At 48.9% G+C, this 20,792-nt stretch carries 19 protein-coding genes; 3 read left to right on the top strand and 16 right to left on the bottom strand.

All coding sequences use genetic code 11. The features are described from left to right. Positions 1-7 precede the first annotated feature (7 nt). The 14 genes from BN6628_RS07005 to BN6628_RS06940 all read right to left on the bottom strand — a co-directional run bounded on the left by BN6628_RS07005 (position 8) and on the right by BN6628_RS06940 (position 15,492). On the bottom strand, positions 8-1,801 hold the full coding sequence (locus BN6628_RS07005; protein WP_068615913.1) for a peptidoglycan D,D-transpeptidase FtsI family protein: 1,794 nt from the start codon (positions 1,799-1,801) through the stop codon (positions 8-10). Between the two features lie 136 nt (positions 1,802-1,937). Further along, positions 1,938-4,088 (bottom strand): methyl-accepting chemotaxis protein, encoded by a 2,151-nt coding sequence (locus BN6628_RS07000; protein WP_068615911.1) that lies wholly within the window; start codon positions 4,086-4,088, stop codon positions 1,938-1,940. A gap of 231 nt (positions 4,089-4,319) precedes the next feature. After that, positions 4,320-5,654 (bottom strand): peptidase U32 family protein, encoded by a 1,335-nt coding sequence (locus BN6628_RS06995; RefSeq protein WP_068615908.1) that lies wholly within the window; start codon positions 5,652-5,654, stop codon positions 4,320-4,322. A 14-nt stretch (positions 5,655-5,668) separates the two neighbouring features. Further along, the gene (locus BN6628_RS06990) at positions 5,669-6,604 is read right to left on the bottom strand and encodes a peptidase U32 family protein (protein WP_068615907.1); all 936 of its coding nucleotides are present in this window, start codon (positions 6,602-6,604) and stop codon (positions 5,669-5,671) included. A gap of 17 nt (positions 6,605-6,621) precedes the next feature. Next, positions 6,622-7,674 carry an endolytic transglycosylase MltG gene (mltG, locus tag BN6628_RS06985; protein WP_068615905.1) on the bottom strand — a complete coding sequence of 351 codons (1,053 nt, stop codon included), beginning with the start codon at positions 7,672-7,674 and terminating at the stop codon, positions 6,622-6,624. A gap of 113 nt (positions 7,675-7,787) precedes the next feature. Beyond that, positions 7,788-8,090, bottom strand: coding sequence for a DUF1292 domain-containing protein (locus BN6628_RS06980; protein ID WP_068615903.1), 303 nt, complete (start codon positions 8,088-8,090; stop codon positions 7,788-7,790). Further along, complete coding sequence (locus BN6628_RS06975) at positions 8,083-8,397, bottom strand: DUF1292 domain-containing protein (RefSeq protein ID WP_068615901.1); 315 nt, start codon at positions 8,395-8,397, stop codon at positions 8,083-8,085. The genes BN6628_RS06980 and BN6628_RS06975 overlap by 8 nt, the downstream gene beginning before the upstream one ends. A 12-nt stretch (positions 8,398-8,409) precedes the next feature. After that, positions 8,410-8,826 (bottom strand): Holliday junction resolvase RuvX, encoded by a 417-nt coding sequence (gene ruvX / locus BN6628_RS06970; RefSeq protein ID WP_068615899.1) that lies wholly within the window; start codon positions 8,824-8,826, stop codon positions 8,410-8,412. A gap of 39 nt (positions 8,827-8,865) precedes the next feature. Continuing rightward, on the bottom strand, positions 8,866-9,126 hold the full coding sequence (locus BN6628_RS06965; RefSeq protein WP_068615897.1) for an IreB family regulatory phosphoprotein: 261 nt from the start codon (positions 9,124-9,126) through the stop codon (positions 8,866-8,868). Between the two features lie 131 nt (positions 9,127-9,257). Continuing rightward, positions 9,258-11,885, bottom strand: coding sequence for an alanine--tRNA ligase (gene alaS / locus BN6628_RS06960; RefSeq protein WP_068615895.1), 2,628 nt, complete (start codon positions 11,883-11,885; stop codon positions 9,258-9,260). Between the two features lie 354 nt (positions 11,886-12,239). After that, positions 12,240-13,307: an AI-2E family transporter gene (locus tag BN6628_RS06955; RefSeq protein WP_068615892.1), complete on the bottom strand. Its 1,068-nt coding sequence runs from the start codon at positions 13,305-13,307 to the stop codon at positions 12,240-12,242. Between the two features lie 195 nt (positions 13,308-13,502). Next, a complete protein-coding gene (locus BN6628_RS06950; RefSeq protein WP_187386117.1) occupies positions 13,503-13,712 on the bottom strand; it encodes a hypothetical protein in 210 nt (69 codons plus the stop codon). 13 nt (positions 13,713-13,725) lie between these two features. Then, complete coding sequence (locus BN6628_RS06945; protein WP_068615888.1) at positions 13,726-14,247, bottom strand: PRC-barrel domain-containing protein; 522 nt, start codon at positions 14,245-14,247, stop codon at positions 13,726-13,728. Positions 14,248-14,340: 93 nt separating this feature from the next. After that, entirely contained in the window at positions 14,341-15,492 is a 1,152-nt protein-coding gene (locus BN6628_RS06940) for a cysteine desulfurase family protein (RefSeq protein WP_068615886.1), read from the bottom strand. 530 nt (positions 15,493-16,022) lie between these two features. Between BN6628_RS06940 and BN6628_RS26580 the strand changes: the two genes are divergently transcribed. Next, on the top strand, positions 16,023-16,127 hold the full coding sequence (locus BN6628_RS26580) for a dihydroorotate dehydrogenase (RefSeq protein WP_068615884.1): 105 nt from the start codon (positions 16,023-16,025) through the stop codon (positions 16,125-16,127). A gap of 142 nt (positions 16,128-16,269) precedes the next feature. On the opposite strand, the gene cymR is transcribed toward BN6628_RS26580, so the two are convergent. Beyond that, entirely contained in the window at positions 16,270-16,689 is a 420-nt protein-coding gene (gene cymR, locus BN6628_RS06930; RefSeq protein ID WP_068615882.1) for a cysteine metabolism transcriptional regulator CymR, read from the bottom strand. Positions 16,690-16,922: 233 nt separating this feature from the next. Between cymR and mnmA the strand changes: the two genes are divergently transcribed. Further along, on the top strand, positions 16,923-18,062 hold the full coding sequence (mnmA, locus tag BN6628_RS06925; protein ID WP_068615881.1) for a tRNA 2-thiouridine(34) synthase MnmA: 1,140 nt from the start codon (positions 16,923-16,925) through the stop codon (positions 18,060-18,062). A 306-nt stretch (positions 18,063-18,368) separates the two neighbouring features. On the opposite strand, the gene BN6628_RS06920 is transcribed toward mnmA, so the two are convergent. Continuing rightward, complete coding sequence (locus BN6628_RS06920) at positions 18,369-19,697, bottom strand: replication-associated recombination protein A (protein ID WP_068615879.1); 1,329 nt, start codon at positions 19,695-19,697, stop codon at positions 18,369-18,371. A 622-nt stretch (positions 19,698-20,319) separates the two neighbouring features. Between BN6628_RS06920 and BN6628_RS06915 the strand changes: the two genes are divergently transcribed. Beyond that, a complete protein-coding gene (locus tag BN6628_RS06915) occupies positions 20,320-20,655 on the top strand; it encodes a CD3324 family protein (RefSeq protein ID WP_068615877.1) in 336 nt (111 codons plus the stop codon). Positions 20,656-20,792: the final 137 nt, after the last annotated feature.

Genomic DNA, 20,792 nt, shown 5'->3' with positions numbered 1-20,792 from the left:
TTAAGATTTAGGCGAGTTTTTTTGCGAGCATCTGCATTAACTCCCGAAACAATTGTGTAGCCTCGTGACGGGCACCGGGATTCTTGCTTTGAACAAGGACAGCGGCGGCGTATTTCGGATTCTTCACGGGACCATAACCGATGAACCATTGATCATTAAGTTCCTTCCCTCCCCGCAATACCTGAGCCGTGCCTGATTTGCCTGCCAGTTCCCACCGGGCATCAAGATTAGATCTCCCGGTTCCCTCAGTTATAACCTCACGCATCCACTGAAGCAGTGTTCGGGCTGTTCGTGCGGATATGGTTCCTGCGGTCGCAGGGGAACGATGGGGTGGAAGTTCGGCAAGCAGACTTCCATCAGCATACCGAATCTCACTTACCAGCCGAGGGGCCAGAACAATCCCGTCATGAAGAAGTGTGACTACAAGATTCGCTGCCTGCAGCGGAGTCACGAGTACATCCCTCTGACCGATCGCACTCTGGGCAAGGGTGCCCTGATCGGGAATTCCCCTTTTGCCTGAAAATATTGCTCCCGCTTCCTCCTGGTCCAAGGGCCTTAAATCGTCAGCCCCCAGAAACATCTTCTCCTGCCACCCAACACGCCGGCCTATGCCCAGACTTAATGCCGCTGCTTCAATCTGTGAAGCCGTAAGGCGCTCGCCCAGAGCTGCAAACACGGTGTTACAGGAATTAGCGTAACCCTTCTCGAAGCTGATTTCACCATGTCCTCCCTCTTTCCAACATGAAAGATGATATTTCCCATAATCTCCTTTACATACGAACTTCTCATCCGGACTTGCACTTTGTGACTCCAATGCGGCAGCGGCAATCACGGTCTTAAAAATAGAACCTGGTGTGTAAGCTTTGACCGCCCGATTTCCCCACTGCTCCCCTTCTAAATTAATACGGTTTGGATCGTAAAAAGGTTTGGAAACCATGGCAACAATATCTCCATTTCGGACATCCAAGATCACCACTGCGCCTTCTTTCATCCCCATCCGTTCGGTCAAATTCTCCACCATGAACTGGATATCCGAGTCGATCGTTGTGCGGATTTGAAGAGGATAATAAGGACTTTGAGGACCAGTGATCCGGCTCCCGATCTGCTCAATCGGTCTTTTTTTCCCGTCTACTACCACATAGGCTGTTGTGGCTTCGGCTCTCCTAAGAAAAGAATCCATGGTCTTCTCAAGGCCAGCTCCCCCTACCTTCAAATTGAGGGGCAGCGGATGAGCCATGCCGTTTCGGGAGAAAATTCCCTTAATCGTGTCCGGCTGCTCGGAGACAAAGCCAAGCCATTGCCTGCCAGAAGGACCCGCCTTGTATCTTCTGACTATCGGCAGCGCTTCCAATCCGGCAATTTTTAGTCCGGACAAGGTTTGTAAATCGGCAGCTGATAAGTTAAGCGGCTCCCCGCTCTTGCTATCTTTCCATGGAACAGGTTGTTTTATGTTCGCCCACTTTCTGGTTAAGGCTGCAGGATCCGTATGAAGCAATGCGGCCAGTTTCCCAAGAGATTTAGGGTCCGGCTTGACACGCACTGGGAATAACACGGGCGTCCATATGACTTGGCCGGTCAGGAGATGGCCTTTACGATCCGTAAAGTGTCCCCTCCCCGGGTCAAGCTCAATCCCTCTTTCACGCTGACGTACTGCCATCTCGCTAAGACTGTGTCCCCCGGCTGTCCAATGTTCCCGGTTCGAGGTGAACTGGACATAAGCCAGCCGAATGGCTAACAATAAGAACACGCCGCTTAAGGCAATTAAAATATATAATATTCGCTTTTTGTGCAGCACAGTCATGCTAGAAGCCCTCCAAAGGAAATAAAAGTTCTGAATTATGCTCCGAGTACGTTTATTATTTCCTGGGACATAACCTCTCACACCTACTGCTGCAAAAACAAAAAAAACAGCTATCCATTCGGATAGCTGCCTTGTACTACTCTATTCTGAACTTAGACAAAGATTCCTTCAATCCATTGGAGACATTGCTCAGCTTATTAGACAGCAGGACAAGTTGTTCTCCCACGCTCTGCTGTTCATTACTTAGCGAAGCCACTTCCTCAGAGGTAGCCGATGATTCTTCAGCCACCGCACTTACATTGCCCATGGCATCAGAGAGAACTGCCTGCGACTCATTCAGCGTCTCGATGGATTCAGTTACCGAGCCAAGATGGTTCAAGAAGTTCTCCATTTGCTGCTGTACTGAGATAAAGATTTCATTGGTTTCCTTCACCGAGCTGATCTGCTCCGCGAATAGCGGATTGGCTGCAGCCAGAGCTTTGACAGTCTGATTCATCTCTTCCTGAATCTGATCTGTAATGTCAGCGACCATCGTGATCGACTGCCGCGACTGTTCAGCCAATTGGCGAATCTCATCCGCAACGACCATGAATCCGCGTCCGGCTGTGCCTGCTCTAGCCGCCTCAATGGTGGCGTTAAGAGAAAGTATATTAGTCTGCTTCGTAATATTCTGCATGACCTCCAGCACTTTCAGAACGGAAGACGTGCTGTTCTTCAAGGAATCTACCTTTTGACTTAATGCATGGGTAATCTCAGAGGTCGAATTGGTCTTGTTCAGCAAAGTGTTCAAGTATTCTGTACCTAAATGGCTGGACTTCTCTACCTCATGAGCGGATACCTGCATTGACTTGTTGGCCTCAATAACAATATTCATCTGGTTGAGAATATTCTCAGAAAGACTGTTGCCGCGTTCTGCCTCATTCGCCAGACTGCCTGCACCATTGGCGATTTCCTCAGTAGCAATCGCAATTTCTTTGGCTGAGAGAGCCGTCTTGTCCGAGGCAAGAGTTAGATCCTTGGCTGTATCCAGCACTTCCTGGGCTGATATATTCGTCTGCTTCACAAGCTCGGTAATCTGCTCCATCATCAGGTTGAAGCTCGCGGCAAGCTGGCCAATTTCATCCTTGGATTTATGAGCCACACGAACGCTCAGATTGCCCTTAGCTCCCTCCTGCATCAGATCTTTCATATTCCCCAGAGGTCTTGCGATCATTCTGACCATCCAAACCCCAATCAGAATGGCAATTATGGCTACGACAAAGGCCGAAATAAAGGTCGATACAAGAATGCCTTTGGCGTCCTTAGTCAAATTGCCGGTAGGCACAACGCCAAGCAGCTTCCACCCTGAAGAGGCCTGGGTGCTATAAACGGCAAGTACCGACTGGTTTGCCACGTCCTTGGTGAACAAGCTTCCCGAGTTCTCTTTTTGTACCGCGAGCGAGGTGAATTCAGTCTTCTTACTGTTGTTCTTTATATTGGATGAAGCGACTACCGTAGCATCCGGTGCTAAAATTTGAAGTTCGGCATCATCACCAAGATCAATCTTCTTCAGCTGATCCGAGAGGATTTGAGTCTTGATATCTGCAATGAGATAATAGCTTTTGCTTCCCCCTCCAATTGTGGTCATTGTCTTAATCACACGGAATACAGGTTCACCGGTTGTTAATGTGCCTGGATCCACTCTCCGCCATTTGGCTGACCCTCTCTCTTGGAAATCCTTGCTGGAGTATCTCTTACTGAAGTCAGTAAGCAGCTCCTGGTCAACTGTACCCGCACCAATGCCTTTGAAAGATCCGTCCGAAGGAATTACATATACCCCCTGCACTCCATTTGTAGAGAATGCCCAGGTTCCGAATTTCTTGGAGATGGTATTGTTAAGAGCATAACGGTCGTAATCCCCAACGGAGTCTGACCCGATGGCCATCATCGCTTTTTGAATATCCGGGTCAAGATAAGCCTGTTGAAGCCCATCTTCATACTGCTTCAGCACAATATCGAGCTTCTCAGATGTTTGAATGATCGTCTGCTGGTTTGCATTTTTTGCCGTATTCTCAATCGTATTCTTGGCCATCTGATAAGATAGAATTCCCAGAGTTAATACAAAAAACATAATAGCTACAAAGAAAATCAGAAAGAGCCTAACACCTACGGACTTAGACGGGTCTACCGCACCCAGCTTCACGTTACCTATACTCGTAACCGCTTTCTTACCAAGCCCAGTTAACTGCTCTTTCCCGAATTTTTTTGCAGTCTTTTCGTTGTTATCCTTCTTTGGAACTAAATTCATGATCGCTCCCCCGCCAGTTTCGTAATTTAAGTCATAAGATTAGGATTCCAGGCCTACCACTATTTTCTTACTGATAGTATCATAACGCTTTCTTTTTCTCAATTTAATTGTAACTATTTTCCTAAATTAAGAGAAGGCTGCAATCCACAGAATCTTATCTTTTATATCGGCAGGTTTTTGGAAAAAATAACCCCCCATCTTAAAAAGATGAAGGGTATTTTACAAAGAGGTTTACTTCTTCTTACGCATCATGTCAAAATAACGAACGGGCTGGTCCACTTTCATGCGAATCCGCTGTAAAGGATGCCGCGCAGCTGCAAGTTCTACGCCCTGTTCATCCCAAATCTGCCCTACTGTCATCTTAAACGCGGAGCCGCCTGGTCCGAAGAACTCAACTTCCTGCCCTGGCTTAAAGTGGTTGCGCTGCTGAATAAGCGCCATACCGCTCTCCTCATCGTACTCCAGAACCAGACCAGCGAAATCGTAAGGAGCGGCTTTCTCTTCCGGTTCATAGATATGATCCTCATGATCAGGAGTATCATAGAAGAAGCCCGTATTCAAAGGTCTGTTAGCAGCTTTGTTCATTTCTTCGATCCATTCTGGCTTCAGCACGTAATTCTCGGGATCAGCCATATAGGAATCAATGGCTTGCCGGTAGACATTAACAACCGTAGCCACATAGTGAATGGACTTCATTCGACCTTCGATCTTGAAGCTGTCCACCCCTACATCAATGAGGTCCGGAATATGGGCAATCATGCACAAATCCTTGGAGGACATGGTAAAGGCATTATCCCGCTCCTCAAAGAGAGGAAACTGGTTCACACCCAGGTTAAATTGCTGCAGCATTTTGCTGTCCCGCGCTTCTTCCTCGGATACCCATACCTGTTCACTCCGGCCGTCTTCAAACAGGTCATACTTCCAACGGCAGGACTGGCAGCAGCCGCCCCGGTTGGAGTCACGGTCCGTGAAATGGTTCGACAGCACACAGCGTCCCGAATAAGATGAACACATAGCCCCATGGATGAAGGCCTCGATTTCAATATCCACCTTGTTCTTGATCTCCGCGATTTCTTCAAGGCTCGCCTCACGGCCAAGCACAACACGCGGCAGCCCTTCTTCCTTCCAGAACTGCACAGCCTGCCAATTGACTGTAGACTGCTGGGTGCTTAAGTGAACCTCAAGACCCGGAGCCACCCGTTTTGCAGTCTCCACAATAATCGGATCAGCCGCAATAATCGCGGAGATTCCTACTTCCTCCAGATTGCGCAAATACTCCTCAATCCCAGCAATATCTTCATTATGGGCATAAATATTTGTTGCAACAAAAACTTTAGCCCCGTATTTCTTCGCGAATTCAACACCTTCACGCATTTCTTCAAAGCTAAAATTATCCGCATTAGAACGTAGTCCGTACTTTTGCCCCCCAATATAGACGGCATCCGCCCCGTAATGGATCGCAAATTTCAGCTTCTCCAGATTTCCCGCCGGAGCAAGCAGTTCAGGCTTGTCCAAGCGGTACCGTTTGCCTGTATATTTCGGTTTATGCTGCTGTGTTGTAGGCATATATTCGTTCCCCCTTAGTAGACCTGTTCTTTGTAAAAGAATCCAAACGACAATTCACGTTCAGGGTCCTGAACTTCCCTAATGGCATCGAGCCATTCTTCTTGGAACTCATACCCCTCTGGATCCTCGAAGTATGCATCCATGGCTGTGCGGTATATTTGAATAACCTTACAATTATAGTTCATTGGCTTAAGAAGAGTCTCAATCTTCAAGCTGTCTAATCCGGCTTCAAGCAGGATATGCAGATCCTCAAGGATGCAGATATCATCCGAGCTCATAATATGCGTGCCATTAATGTCTTCATAGATCGGGAACTTCTCTTCCTTGCGTTCGGCCTCAATCAGGAAGAGCCCCCGCTCCAGGCCAAGATTCTCACCGTCAACCGGCCGGCCTTGATGGGTCATATAACTCCGGACCAGCCTGCGTTTGGAATGGTAGATGTTCGTCATTCCGTGCACCTGAACCTGAGCCTCCACCTGCAAATGAGGTTTCATTCCAGTCAATTCATCCATGTTCAGTTCTCTCGCCAGAACAACCCGTGAAGCACCCTTGGAGCCCCAATAGTTGGCTGTGGCATAGTTGGTAGAGGTCATTTCCGCATTCCAGTGGAGTTTAATCCCTGGAGCATGCTGGTTCACTGCACGAAGCACAGCCGGGTCGCCAAATTCAACTGCATCCACACCTGCTTCGGCCAGCGCTTCTACATAGCTTGGAAGCTCTCCCAAAATCTCATTACTCATCAGGTTGTTTAGACTAACATACACCTTTGCCTGTCTGTCATGTGCGATACGCACAGCCTCTTCTATCTCGGTTAACGTCATACTTCCGGGCAATCTCATCCCGAATTTGTCCTCGCCAATCAGTACCGCAGTGGCTCCGGAGGCAATATACGCTTCAACCTCGCGAAGAGAACCGGCGGCGGCGAGAAGCTCAGGTTTGTTTCCGTTCACTTCATACACCTCAGTTATTATTTAGCTGTTGTCTTGCTTATCTTGATATTCTTCAAATGTTCAGCATAGGTCTTGGCAAACAAATGCTCATGGGAACCATCTTTCTTGGTTACGTAAAATAGATAATCCGACGTATCCGGCTCCAGTGCTGCCTCGATGGACTTAAGGCTTGGGCTCGCGATCGGACCTGGCGGAAGACCTTTATACAGGTATGTATTATAAGGGCTGTCCACTTTCCTTAAATCACTGTTAAGCAGGCGTTCCTTCGGCTTCCCAAGCAGATACTGAATGGTCGCGTCAATTTCCAGCTTCATGCCCTTCTTCAGGCGGTTATAGATGACACTAGCAACCAGCTTTCTCTCCTTGTCCACCACAACTTCCCGCTCAATCAGGGAAGCTACGGTAAGCACCTCCGTCAAAGACATCTTGCTCTTCTGCAGCTTCAGATGCCAGTCCGGGATTTCATCAAGCCTGGACTGAAGCTCCTCCAGCATCCGGGTCATGATCTCCTGCTCGCTGCTGCCCTTTTTCAGTTCATAGGTCTCCGGAAACAGAAGGCCTTCAAGCCTGTACAGCTGCTTTGGCTGCGATGGGATTTCCTTCAGCAGAGGAAGCTCAATACCCGAAGGGTCTTTAGCGAGTTTAAGGAATTGAGCCTTATCAACAATCCCTTCTCCGCTAAGCCGGTCGGCCATCTGCATAACCGTATATCCTTCAGGAATCGTGAAATGGACCATGTCCGCTTTCACGACATCGCCATGATTCAACTTCCCGATGATTTGATCATAAGTCATGCTCGGGCTTAATGCATAAGTACCGGCCTGGAACCGTGAGCCTTCTGACTTATATTTCAAGTAGACCTTGAACAATAACGCATTTTTAATAATACCCTCCCGCTGCAGCTGATCCGCAATCAGGGAAGTGCCACTGCCTTCCGGGATGTTTACCTTGATGTCTGCACCTGAAGAGCTGACAGGGCGCGTTTGAATATATGCATAGACGGCTGCTCCACCTATGATGAACACGAGTACAAGAACTATGACGGTCAACCGTCTCCAGAATTTGCTCAAGCTGTTCAACTCCCTCTATAATACCATACAAAAAGAGCGGTGAATGCCGCTCTTCTTGTAGAAATGCTATAACAAAGCAGGACCCTGATCAATCAGAAAAAGAGAACTGGAGATTACTCAGGAAAAGTCAGCTCATCATAAAGCTCCGATACGTTCTCCCACTCATCATCGTCATCAATCGTTACAAGTTCAAGATTGCCATCTTGTGACGTCATGATCTTCAGGATTTCAGGCTCAGCTGGCTTACCATCCTCATCAGGCAGAAGCACCGCATAGGCTTGACCCGCGATATCAAATTCCTTCTCAACCCGGTAATAGGAGGTGCGACCTTTCTCATCATGAAGCTCAACCACAGGTCCAAAGGCTTCCCTTACACGGGAACTCCAAACCACATGTTCAGCCGAGTACTCAGTCATGCTCTTCCTCACCACCCAGCTCGTCAAGCAGTGTGTTGAATGTTTCTTCAACAATCTCCCACTCTTCGTCGCTCTCGATTGTGAACAGCTTCAGATCATCGCCATCTTCCTCATAACGGAAAGCGTACACTTCTTCGCTGTCTTCGTCTGCCTCTTCAGAGTCAAGCGGTACGACCATCATATACTTTGCGTCAGAACCATCCACTTCGAATTTCATAATCACTTCGAATTCCTCTTCATTTCCCTCTTCATCAGGGATGTAGATAATTTCCGGTTCTTCTTCGTTATTCATGCGATCGTTAGCCATTTGCCATCACCCTCACCTTTTGCTCTTAGAATCCAAGAAATTTTGCAAAATCAGCGTCGCGGCCAGTTGATCCACGACCTGTTTGCGTTTTTTTCGGCTGACATCAGCCTCAAGCAGCGTCCGCTGTGCAGAGACGGTTGTTAGCCGCTCATCCCAAAGGTGAACCGGTAAACCTAGAACCTGCCGTAATTTCTCAGCAAACTCTATGCAAATCTCTCCACGGGGACCCACTGTGCCGTTCATGTTCTTCGGAAGTCCGACGACGATTTCCTCGGCCTCATATTCCTTCACAAGCCCGGCAATCCGCTTCAGTTCAGATTCATCGCCCCGGCGCTCAATGGTCTCAAGCCCCTGGGCCGTCCAGCCGAAAGCGTCGCTTACGGCTGCACCGATTCTGCGGTCCCCGTAGTCCAAACCTAATATCCTCATTGCTGATCTCCTATTTCTGCGGGAAACGGAGCGTTCTGCCTACTTGTGGCCGGCCAAATAATATCTGACCAGTTCCTCAATCAGTTCATCCCGCTCTTTCTTCCGAACCAAACTTCTCGCATTGTTGTGACGCGGTATATATGCGGGGTCACCCGACAATAAATAACCGACAATCTGGTTAATCGGATTATATTCCTTCTCCTGCAGTGCTTCATATACCGACAATAGAATTTCCTGTGCCGAAGCCTCATGCTCATCGCCTTTGACGTTGAACTTGACTGTTTTATCCATGGAGTCCAAGATGACACCTCACTTCTACGAACATTTGCCCGCGGGAAATTGCAAGCCGTGCAGCCTGCCTCCTTAACTATAACATATTCAGGCTCCCATAAGGAAATATTTGAGGGAAGAATCATCCTGATTATGGAATATTACTCTGCGGATGCCCGAATCAATTGTTCGGACAGCTTGAGCGCCTCGTCCAGCTTGGAAGCGTCTTTACCCCCAGCCTGAGCCATATCCGGACGGCCGCCACCGCCGCCGCCGCACAGCGCTGCCAGCTCTTTCACAAGCTTGCCGGCATGAAGCCCGCGCTTCACTTCCTGCTGTGGTACAGCAACTACGAAATTCACTTTATCCTCTACGACTGCGCCGAGCACAAGTACAGCCTCAGGCAGCTTGAGCTTTAATTCATCCGCCATTGTTCTTAGAACGTCCATACTTCCTGCCTGAACCCGGGCAGCCAGCAGCTGGGTGCTGCCAATGGTTTGCACCTGGCTGGTAAGTGCCCCGGCCTCAATACCGCTGAGCTTGGCCTGAAGTGATTCGTTCTCACGGCTCAGTTCCTTCATCTGTTGTTGAAGGCCTTCAAGACGCTTAGGCACTTCATTCACATTTGACTTCAATAAGGCAGCCGCCTGCTTAAGAAGCTCCAGTTGAGTATCCATATATTCATAAGCCTGACGGCCGGTTACCGCTTCAATCCGGCGTACACCAGACCCGATGCCACTTTCGCTAACCAGCTTGAACAGACCGATCTGGGATGTGTTCTCCACATGACATCCACCGCACAGCTCGAGACTGTAACCGCCGACTTGAACCATACGGACAATATCTCCGTATTTCTCGCCGAACAGAGCCATAGCTCCCATGGCTTTAGCCTCATCAATCGGCTTCAGCTCAATAATAACGTCAAGGCTGTTCCAGATCTGCTCATTCACCCGGCGTTCAATTTCCGTGAGCTCTTCAGGGCTGATACTGCCCAGATGGGAGAAGTCAAACCGCAGACGGCCCGGTTCTACCAGGGAGCCTGCTTGGTTCACATGCTCGCCAAGCGTCTCTTTAAGCGCTTTGTGGAGCAGGTGTGTCGCCGTATGATTCTTGATAATATCACTTCTTAATCCACGGTCCACTTCAGCGACAATGGTATCTCCGGTCCGAAGTTCTCCAGACTCCACCTTCACGATATGCACAAACTGCCCGTGCGGAGCTTTGTAGAGCCCCTCCACTTTGGCGTTTCCGGCATCGCCGCGGATGACGCCTTTATCGCTAACCTGACCGCCGCTTTCCGCATAGAACGGAGTCTTCTCAAGAATAATCTGACAGGACTCGCCCTCAGATACCACATCGGCAAAAGCATCACCGACAATAATTGCGGCGATCTTGGATTCAGCAACAAGCTCATTATAACCAACGAATTCGGTTTTAGTCGTGTAATCTGCGAGCACGCCGCCTTGAACCTTCATGCTCTCATTCTCGTGACGGGCGGCACGTGCACGGGCGCGCTGCTCCTGCATGGCAGCCTCGAATCCTTCACGGTCCACGCCAAGACCATGCTCTGAGGCATAATCTTCAGTCAGATCAAGCGGGAATCCGTAAGTGTCATACAGCTTAAATGCATCCGGACCGCTGATGACCTGCTTGCCAGCTGCTTTAGCTTCCTCGCTGATGTTCGCAAGAATGGCCAGCCCGTCGGTCAAGGTCTCATGGAACCGTTCCTCCTCGTTACGGACAACCTTCTCGATAAATTCACGTTTGGCAATGATATCCGTGTAGTAGGCACCCATGATTTCACCCACCACTTCGACGAGAGTGAACATGAACGGCCGGTCAAGGCCGAGCATTTTGCCATAGCGGACTGCCCGGCGAAGCAGACGGCGGATAACATATCCGCGGCCTTCGTTAGATGGAAGCACCCCGTCAGCCACCGCAAAAGAAACGGTCCGGATATGGTCAGCGATAACCTTCATCGCCACGTCATGGTCATTGTTAACCCCGTATGGAACACCAGCGATCTGGCTAGTTTTAGCGATAATCGGCTGGAACAGATCGGTATCGAAGTTGGAATTCACGTTCTGCAGAATTGATGCAAAGCGCTCAAGCCCTGCGCCTGTATCGATATTCTTATTAGGAAGCGGGGTATAGGAGCCATCCTTGTTATGGTTGAACTCCGAGAATACTACGTTCCATACTTCCAGGAAGCGCTCATTCTCTCCGCCTGGATAACACTCAGGATCGGACAGATCCCCATAAGCCTCTCCCCGGTCATAGAAAATTTCCGTACAAGGTCCGCATGGGCCTTCACCGATATCCCAGAAGTTATCCTCAAGCTTCACGATCCGTTCAGCCGGAAGACCGATCTTCTCGTTCCACAGCCTGTAAGCCTCTGTATCCTCCGGATATACGGTAACAGACAGGCGCTCCGGATCGAAGCCGATCCAGTCCTTTCCAGTCAAAAACTCCCATGCCCAGGTTACCGCTTCTTCCTTGAAATAATCGCCGATGGAGAAGTTGCCCAGCATTTCGAAGAACGTGTGGTGGCGGCGGGTTTTGCCGACATTCTCGATATCATTGGTACGAATACATTTCTGAGAGTTGGCAAGCCGTGGATTCTCCGGCTTCACACGCCCGTCAAAATAAGGCTTAAGCGGTGCCATTCCCGCATTAATCCACAAAAGGGATGGATCGTTATGCGGAACGAGGGACGCACTCGGTTCAATTTTATGCCCCTTAGAAGAGAAGAATTGCAGCCATTTGGAGCGGATTTCACTAGCTTTCATAAGGAATAGCCTCCTAAACATTAAATAAAAACAAAAAACGCCCCTGAATATCAGGGACGATGAGCTCGCGGTACCACCCTGGTTATCTCTTCCCTTGGCCTTAAGGCCCCGGAAAAAGATCTCCTTGGACGGCTGTAACGGAGCCACCGGCGGGTTTGGCCCGCTCTCTGAGATCAGCTTTCCGCACAACCGGAATTAAGGCTCTCACACCCATTGCCTGTCCATAATAATGAAGCTTGAACAGCAAAGGAACCTTTTCTCTGAACAATCCGGGACTGAACGTACTTTATCTCATCAACGATTTGACATATACATTCAAGTATATAAGTCAATGCCCAAAGCTGTCAATGTGCCTTATACCGGCTTTCGCCGCACGTAATAAGCGTAGAAATGCTGGATAATGACTTTCAGAACGGCAAAGCAGGGAACCGCCAAGATCAGTCCCGGAATACCTGCGATTTCACCGCCTGCCAGCAGCGCAAATATAATCAGCATCGGATGCATATTCAGCGTTCTTCCCACCACCTGAGGAGAAATCACATTGCTCTCCAGCATCTGGCAGATAAAATTCACCACAATGACCATAAGCACCATTTTCCATGACACGACCGAGGCCATAAGCACTGCTGGAGCGGCCCCAAGAAACGGCCCAAGATAAGGAATGATGTTGCATACGGCCACCACACTCGCCAGCAGCAGTGCATAAGGCATGCCAATAATCATGTAACCGATGTAAGCAAAGGTCCCAATAATTACACATACCAGAAGCTGACCCCGGATATAGCTGCCCAGTGCATCGTCAATTTCCTTCATCAGCAATACAATCGATTTGCGCCGTGTATGAGGCAGGAAGGTAATAACCATACGTTCCATGACTTCAAAATCCTTGAGCATATAGAAAATCAGAAACGGAATGATGAACGCATTGAAGATCACTCCGATGGTTGCGCCTATGTTGTTCATGAAATCGGAAATACCGGCCGCAAGCTTCTGCTCCAATTGAAAGAACCAGTTGTTCATTCCGAGCCGGACACCGCTTGGCAGAAACGAAGTATCCCAACTGTTCATAATTTGCTGTGTATGCAGGGTCAGTTCAGGCAGATGCTCACTCAGCTCGCCTAGCTGATTCATGAACATCGGAATCATATTTGCAAGAATAACCGCAAGGCTGGTGAGGAATACCGCATAGATGAGCAGAACAGCCGCTGTGCGCGGAACTTTCCGTTCCCCAAGCAGCTTGACTACCGGATTGAGAATGTAAGAAATAATCAGTGCGATAACAAACGGTGCAAAAATAACTCTCAAGAAACTAAAAATTGAACCAATGACGGGTCTCAGCAGCCACAGGAAATACACAATGATCAGTCCCAGCAGCACCCAGAGCCCGTAACGGAACACCTTGCTGTTCCAGAATGGTTCCATATGTATCCCCTCCTTACGCGGACTGGCTGTACGTAAAGAGTATATGCTGACCCGATGGAAAATAATCGGATGACTAAGACAAGTTGGCAGAAAATAAAACGATGCAAAAAGCCGTCTGACGGAAAAGCTCCTAAGTCAAGGAGTTTTCCCGCCTGACGGCGTCAGGGATTCCATATGTATGCAATCCGTAATTTATTAAGAGGACGCATGAATCTGAGGGAAGTCCTGAACCATTTCCTCCCCGAAAAACAGATCATCGAGTGAGCTGAGAGTTCCATCCTCTTCGACCTGGTATACCGACATTTTCTCTCCATTAACGGTCAATTCAATAAAGCAGCCCCAGCAATAGAACTGATGGGAGCCAATCTTGCCGATATCTTTCGAGCTGCAATTTGGACATTTCATCATCATATCACACCTATTCGTTAGCAGTATAAATCCCTTTTTCGAGCCTCTCTTCGCTTAGCGGAGGCACGATGACGGCATTCTCGCCCTTCGTCATATCTGAAGTATAGGGCAGCCATTTGCGGCCTTCCATCAAATCGGAAATAAATCCGTCACTTATTTCCAATCCTACTATTGTATTTCCCACTTCCTGGTCAAAATAAACATCACTGATATGCCCAATCATAACACCGTCACTCGTAAGCACAGGAAGTTCCCTGAGTTTACTGCTGCCTTGGACAAACGTTAGCTGTATATTCTCGGCTTCCAACTTGCGGACAGCCTGCTGGTTGCGGATCATAACGGCGTCTTCGCCATAAGCGGCGATATCTTCCCACAGGACACCCTTAACACTGGTTGAGAACAGGCCTTTGCTCTCCAGTTCAATGGCCTCAATCTTCCAGTCGTTGCTAAGGATAATATCCAGGACTTTCCCGATTTGCTTGCCGTTCTCAACATCAAATACTGATAGTCCAATCAACTCTTGAAGTTTCATGTCCCGGAGCCCTCCTGCCAAACTTTATGGTATCTAAACAAAGAAACAGATACACAGCTTGCAGTATGCAGCCAAAAAGCCGAGCCGAAGATCCTATCTCCTATTACGTATACGGCTTAAAATGGTTCCAATTTTTTCGGCGGTGTATTCCATTTCTTCATTAGTATTACCCAAACCAAAGCTGAATCGAATCGCACTCCGCAAAACCTGTTCAGGGATGTTCATAGCCTCCAGAACATGGGACGGTTCCAGCGACCCCGAGGTGCATGCTGACCCGCTAGCAGCGGCGATTCCCTCCATATCCAGATTCATAAGCATGGTCTCGGTTCCTACCTCAGGAAAGCTGATATTAAGGATGTGAGCGAGCCTTGAAGTAGGATGTCCGTTTATAACATAACGGTCCTTGCCAATGTGCTGGTCAAGCGCCGTAAGAAAAGTCCGGCGCAGCCCTTCATCGTAAGCCTGCTTCGCTGGAATATCAGCTGTGGCCAGCTGCGCAGCACGGGCGAATCCTGCGGCACCCGCCAGATTCTCCGTTCCCGCGCGGCGCTTCCTCTCCTGCAGTCCGCCATGCAGCAGCGGCTCCAGTCTCGTATTGTGTTGCACATACAGGGCTCCTATGCCTTGGGGACCGTTTATCTTGTGAGCAGAGAAGCTCATGAGATCAACCGGAAGGTCGGAACATGAAATATCAAGAGAACCCAGAGCCTGTACTGCGTCAACATGAAACACAATCCCCCGCTCCCTAGCCAGGGTACCAATCTCCTGAATCGGCTGCACGGTGCCGACCTCATTATTGGCATACATGACACTAATCAGAATCGTGTCATCCGTGATGGCTTCCTTAACTTGATCAGCATACACCATTCCTTGAGAATCAACCGGAAGGTAAGTCACATGGTACCCTCTCTTCTCAAGCTCATGACAAGAATGAAGAACAGCATGATGCTCCACGGCTGTTGTGATAATATGTTTTCCTTCTGTATGGCTCGTGGCAACCGAGCCAAAGAGAGCTAGATTATCACTTTCCGTACCGCCAGCTGTAAAGACGACTTCATCCGGCCGGCAGCCCAAAGAGGCAGCGAGAGAATCCCGTGCCCCATTCACTGTTCTTTTGGCTGCCCGTCCAAAAGCATGTATGCTGGATGCGTTGCCGTACTGGCCCTGCATCACCCGAAGCATTTCAGCCGCCACTTCAGGATGAACTGGTGTAGAGGCTGCATGGTCCAAATAAATGTTTCTCATTTTTGAACGCCACCTTATTTTAATGAAGAATATCCAGCCCGGAATTCTTACATATTGTTTATGATTTCACAAAATCCTATTGTATCCACATTATAAAGGATAAATCAATACTTTATAAGAAAGAACCAACTTGGAAGATTATTCAGGTGTTATCCTTAATAAATACACGGTTAAAGGTGGTCCGATAAATTATGAAAAAGACCGTTCGAAAACACAGAGACCCTTTCTACACGTGGCTCATTATTCTTGGATGTTTGGCGCTGCTTTACCTGGCAGCGGGCTTTTATGGAATGGTATCGTGGGGAAGATGATGTAAAAAGGCACCAGAGCCAATTCTCCCTGGGAGTCTTGGTGTCTATGCCTGAACTTTTCCCGTTGAAATCACTCCTAGTATCGGCCAAATATCGACCAAAAGTCTGATCATTACGACAGAGTTGAGATTGAGCCTTAAAATTGGGGATTTAACTGTGTCGAAACCAGGACATAGAAACGTATGATACTTCTGAAGATGAATAAAGGAGGTGTCGGTCATGGGAGAAGTAGCAGGAGGTTATGGTGGAGGAATGTTTACTTCTGTAGGCACTATTTTGGTTCTCTTTATTCTTCTGGTCATCGTTTCTAGAACCTTTGTGTAACCTTAAAAAAGCCCTCTAATGGATAACAGAGGGCTCGTTCACCTAAATAATGACCTGAGATAAAATTGTTTACCCGGGCTGGTTCCTGATACATAGGTGACACTTGCAACCATCGGTAGTTCAATCCAGCGCAGGATTCCTGCTAGATATAGAACATGTAGTTCTCTTTCGCGCCCTGCTCTTCAAAATTGACCAGGTTATCCAGTGTTGTAGAATCCAGAACCTCGGCAATGCTGTCGCGAATGCGCAGCCACAGATCACGTTTGGCCGGATCATCTTCCTCCGTGAAATCCACCGGAGAGATCGGCCCCTCAAGCACGCGAATAATATCCCCTGCTGTAATTTCAGAAGCTTCGCGAGACAATATGTATCCCCCATAAGCACCCCGAATACTCTTAACCAGTCCAGCATTGCGGAGCGGAGCAATCAATTGCTCAAGGTAATGTTCGGATAGCTGGTTCTTCTCGGCAATACTCTTCAGGGAGGTTGGTCCTTCACCAAATTTGGCTGCAAGTTCCATCATAATTGTTAATCCATAGCGTCCTTTAGTTGAAATCTTCAAAGAAGCCACCTCTTTCAATTTTCGCATAATCTTTATATAATAGATCTTTGAACCTGTAAAAGTTAGAAACAGGGTACACTATAAGCAAAGTGTTTGCTCAAGAAGCTTATTTACGCCCTATTCCGATCTTTAACCTCAGCTTATCGTAACATATCTCCAGCGATTTTGGAAAACAATCGCTATTTACATTTTTGTTATTTTTACATTTTTTACGAACTTAAGGAGTGATCAGCATGTCCAAACCAAACAGCGAGACCCGCGTAGTCGTCGGTATGTCAGGAGGGGTGGATTCCTCGGTAACGGCGCTCCTGCTCAAACAACAGGGCTATGACGTGGTAGGCATATTTATGAAGAACTGGGATGATACAGATGAATTCGGCCACTGTACGGCTGAGGCCGATTCCGAAGATGTGCGCCGAGTATGCGAACAGATCGATATTCCGTATTATTCCGTTAACTTTGAGAAGGAATACTATGATAAAGTATTCACTTATTTCTTGGAAGAATACAAGCGCGGCCGGACGCCGAATCCCGACGTCATGTGCAACCGTGAGATTAAATTCGGTGAATTCCTCAATAAGGCCCTGGATTTGGGAGCCGATTATGTGGCAACTGGGCATTATGCGCGGGTTGTGGAGAAAGATGGCAGCTTCCAGCTTCTAAGAGGGGTAGACTCCAACAAAGACCAGACTTATTTCCTGAATGCCCTGAATCAGGACCAGCTCTCCAAAGCTATGTTCCCTATAGGTCACCTGCCTAAACCTGAAGTCCGCCGGATTGCGGAAGAGGCAGATCTCTACACGGCCAAGAAAAAAGACAGCACTGGCGTATGCTTCATCGGGGAACGCAACTTCCGCGAGTTCTTAAGCCAATATCTGCCGGCCAAATCCGGCGACATGGTGGATATTGCCTCAGGCGAAGTGAAGGGGCGGCACGATGGGTTAATGTACTACACACTCGGACAGCGCCAGGGGCTCGGCATCGGCGGAACGGGGTCCGGCAACGGAGAACCGTGGTTCGTAGCCGACAAGGATTTGGAGCGCAACATTCTGTATGTTGTACAAGGGGATAAGCATCCGAGCCTATACTCAACCGGGCTGATTGCCTCCGGGGTCAGCTGGATCGATGGGAGCACCCTACAGCCCGGGGACACCAAAACCTGCATGGCAAAGTTCAGATACCGCCAGCCAGATCAAGGCGTTACCGTCAGTGCACGCGAGGACGGCACGTTACATGTAGCCTTCGACCAACAGCAAAAAGCCGTCACTCCTGGACAAGCCGTTGTATTCTATGATGGGGAAGTATGTCTTGGCGGAGGCACAATTGATGTTGTGGAGAAGGTCCCTTATTCCCAGCCTGAGCATGTAAAATAAAATAACTATTAAGTTGAACAATGATTGTACGGATGAAGGCATCCAGGTGTAATGTTCTTCCGATCGCTGTTGTTCACGGATTTCTTGATCTAAGCATTTCAATACGGCAGAAATCCGTTAACAAAGGCGAACGCTTCGCTTCTCCAGAATCATTTTACCCTTCTGCCTATTCCCTGATCTTCCGTTAGTTCAACTTTTATAACAAGAAAGCCATCCCGCTCAGGCAATAATCCTGAAAGCCGGATGGCTTTTTTGGTGTGACAGATTAGCTGTTGCATTGACGTTAGTCGGATGGAATTCTGAGCACTAGCGCTGTCTTCCCCGCCCGTCCTGCTGGCTGCGCAGCTGCTGGTTATGTTTGATCTTGCTTTCATTGCCCTGTTCCGTCGCTTCGTAGAAGACGGCTCCCTTAAGCTCCTCCGGCAGATAGTCCTGCTTCACATAATGCCCCGGATAATCATGCGGGTACTTGTAGCCGGTATGCCCGAGCTTAACAGCCCCGGCATAGTGGCCATCCCGCAGATGCAGCGGAACCTCTGCCGACTGCATCCGGTCCATCGCTCCCATCGCCTTGGAGATGGCGGTGTACACTGCGTTCGACTTCGGACTCTCCACCGCAAACAGAATCGCCTGCGCAATATTGAGCTTGGCCTCCGGCCATCCGTTGTTGCGGTAGGCGTCAAGTGCGCTCACCGCCTGCACCATGGCCTGAGGATTGGCCAGGCCAATGTCTTCGCTGCTGGCTGCGATCAGCCGCCGCAGGAACACCATGGGGTCCATGCCGAGCTTCTCGACGGCATAGAGGAACCAGAAGAGCGCCGCGTCACTGGAACCGCGGATGCTCTTGTGGAAGGCCGACAAGACATCGTACTGGGTCGATTCGTCGGCTTTGACAATCGGGCGGCGGATGGACTCCTCCGCCACCTCCAGGGTCAGGTGCACGGTCCCGTCCGCCAAAGGCGGTGTCGTGAGTGCAGCCAGCTCCAGCGCGTTGAGCGCCCTGCGGATGTCCCCGTTGGACACCCAGGCAATGTGCTCCAGCGCATCCTCATCGGCCTGGAGCTTCATATAGCCCAGGCCCTTGTCCGCATCCGCAAGCGCGCGCCGCATCGCGATCAGCGAATGCTCCTTCGTCAGCGGCTCCAGCTGGAACAGTGTCGAGCGGCTCAGTAAGGCCCCGTTCACATAGTGGAACGGGTTCTCTGTGGTCGCCCCGATAAAGATGATCGTTCCCTTCTCCACCGCTGGAAGCAGGGCATCCTGCCTTGAGCTGTTGAAACGGTGCACCTCGTCGAGAAACAGGATCGTTTTGATACCGTACATGTTCTTGTCATTCTGGGCCTTCTCTATAACCGCCCTCACGTCTTTAACCGAAGCATCCACAGCGTTAAGGCGCACGAACTCCCCCTGCGTCTGATTGGAAATTATATGTGCAAGCGTGGTCTTGCCGCATCCAGGTGGGCCATATAACAAAATGGAGGATACCTGGTCCGCCTCAATCGCTCTCCGCAGCAGCTTCCCCTTGCCGACAATATGCTCCTGGCCAATATATTCATCTAGTGTGGTTGGACGCATCCGGTCGGCTAACAGCCGCATTCCCGGAGTCGATTCCTGCCCATAAGAGAATAAATCCATAATTTACACATCCTTACCTGACGTCCAAATCTATCGTTCACCTCTCATTTTATCACATGAATCCCTATTTTCCGAACTGATGTTTGTCCTTATCCACGGCGTAAAGAACGTTTATAATTATTCTTTCACTTTCTTCCCGGTGCAGAATATGAGTTAATATAGTTGTCGGGCCGACAAAAACAGCTGGGAAAGGGGGCTGATCGAATTGATCACAGTGAACGAGGTGGCTTCCGCGTAAGCGGAGCTGAACCTAATGTCGGGGGGCCGCAAGGCCTCCCTTTTAATTTACGGGGTATTTCTATTGTGTGGGTTAGGAAGGAAATGGAATGAAAAAGTTGAATCTCGGATGGATAATAAGCTATTCTTAATATAGATTACACTACATAACGCTAAGAAAAGAGGTGCTGAGAATGATCAAGTATATGATCGACGTCAGAAGGTTTCCGGTGGGTCAACAATAATTTGTTTTTCTCAAGCGGCCGTTTTATTTTTGACATAAGCAAGACCTTGTACCATTATTTAAAAATCCAAAATCCAAAAATCGAAAGGAGGATCACGACAATGAACACTTTTATCGCATTGGCAGTAACGGACGGACAACGATTTAAGGAGGAATTTGAACGTGAATTACAGAAACGGGAAGGATGTGCTTCCCCCTAGACTGCTGAAGGAACTGCAGCATTATATCCAGGGTGAACTGGTGTATGTGCCCAAGCTTGAGAGCAAGCGGGCCCCATGGGGTGAAGTGAGCGGATCACGCAAACTGATTGCACGCCGTAACGAGGAGATATTCAGATCTTACTGCGGGGGCTTGTCTGCAACAGAGCTCGCCGTGACCTATCATCTGTCTATTGACAGCATCCGTAAAATTATTACCAAAATGCGTTCTGCGGCCCGGATGTCTGAACAGAAGCAAGCTGTGAGTGCCGGCTCGGTTCAGACCGCTTACCGCTCTTGAGCGCATGTAACAGCTATAACTTTTATGAATTTGAGAAGGGTTCAAACAGCTCTCCAATTCATTCTATACGTAAGGGGCCTTCTTGGCGGGAAGATGATCTTCCTCTCAAGAAGGCCCCTTATTTGGTCTAAGCCCAC

It is taken from the genome of Paenibacillus tuaregi (assembly GCF_900086655.1).
GTDB classification, from domain to species: domain Bacteria; phylum Bacillota; class Bacilli; order Paenibacillales; family Paenibacillaceae; genus Fontibacillus; species Fontibacillus tuaregi.
The sequence above is the reverse complement of the archived record's forward strand: the minus strand, read 5'-3'. Positions and strand labels throughout refer to the sequence as shown.

Bases quoted from the DNA above. Each gene is read 5' to 3' on its own strand.
- BN6628_RS06975 (WP_068615901.1), bottom strand. From the start codon at position 8,397: ATGGCTAACGATCGCATGAATAACGAAGAAGAACCGGAAATTATCTAC.
- BN6628_RS06950 (WP_187386117.1), bottom strand. From the start codon at position 13,712: ATGAAATGTCCAAATTGCAGCTCGAAAGATATCGGCAAGATTGGCTCC.
- BN6628_RS06920 (WP_068615879.1), bottom strand. From the start codon at position 19,697: ATGGATTTATTCTCTTATGGGCAGGAATCGACTCCGGGAATGCGGCTG.
- BN6628_RS07000 (WP_068615911.1), bottom strand. From the start codon at position 4,088: ATGAATTTAGTTCCAAAGAAGGATAACAACGAAAAGACTGCAAAAAAA.
- BN6628_RS06945 (WP_068615888.1), bottom strand. From the start codon at position 14,247: ATGAAACTTCAAGAGTTGATTGGACTATCAGTATTTGATGTTGAGAAC.
- alaS (WP_068615895.1), bottom strand. From the start codon at position 11,885: ATGAAAGCTAGTGAAATCCGCTCCAAATGGCTGCAATTCTTCTCTTCT.
- BN6628_RS26580 (WP_068615884.1), top strand. From the start codon at position 16,023: ATGGGAGAAGTAGCAGGAGGTTATGGTGGAGGAATGTTTACTTCTGTA.
- ruvX (WP_068615899.1), bottom strand. From the start codon at position 8,826: ATGAGGATATTAGGTTTGGACTACGGGGACCGCAGAATCGGTGCAGCC.
- BN6628_RS06940 (WP_068615886.1), bottom strand. From the start codon at position 15,492: ATGAGAAACATTTATTTGGACCATGCAGCCTCTACACCAGTTCATCCT.
- BN6628_RS07005 (WP_068615913.1), bottom strand. From the start codon at position 1,801: ATGACTGTGCTGCACAAAAAGCGAATATTATATATTTTAATTGCCTTA.
- BN6628_RS06995 (WP_068615908.1), bottom strand. From the start codon at position 5,654: ATGCCTACAACACAGCAGCATAAACCGAAATATACAGGCAAACGGTAC.
- BN6628_RS06955 (WP_068615892.1), bottom strand. From the start codon at position 13,307: ATGGAACCATTCTGGAACAGCAAGGTGTTCCGTTACGGGCTCTGGGTG.
- BN6628_RS06980 (WP_068615903.1), bottom strand. From the start codon at position 8,090: ATGACTGAGTACTCGGCTGAACATGTGGTTTGGAGTTCCCGTGTAAGG.
- mnmA (WP_068615881.1), top strand. From the start codon at position 16,923: ATGTCCAAACCAAACAGCGAGACCCGCGTAGTCGTCGGTATGTCAGGA.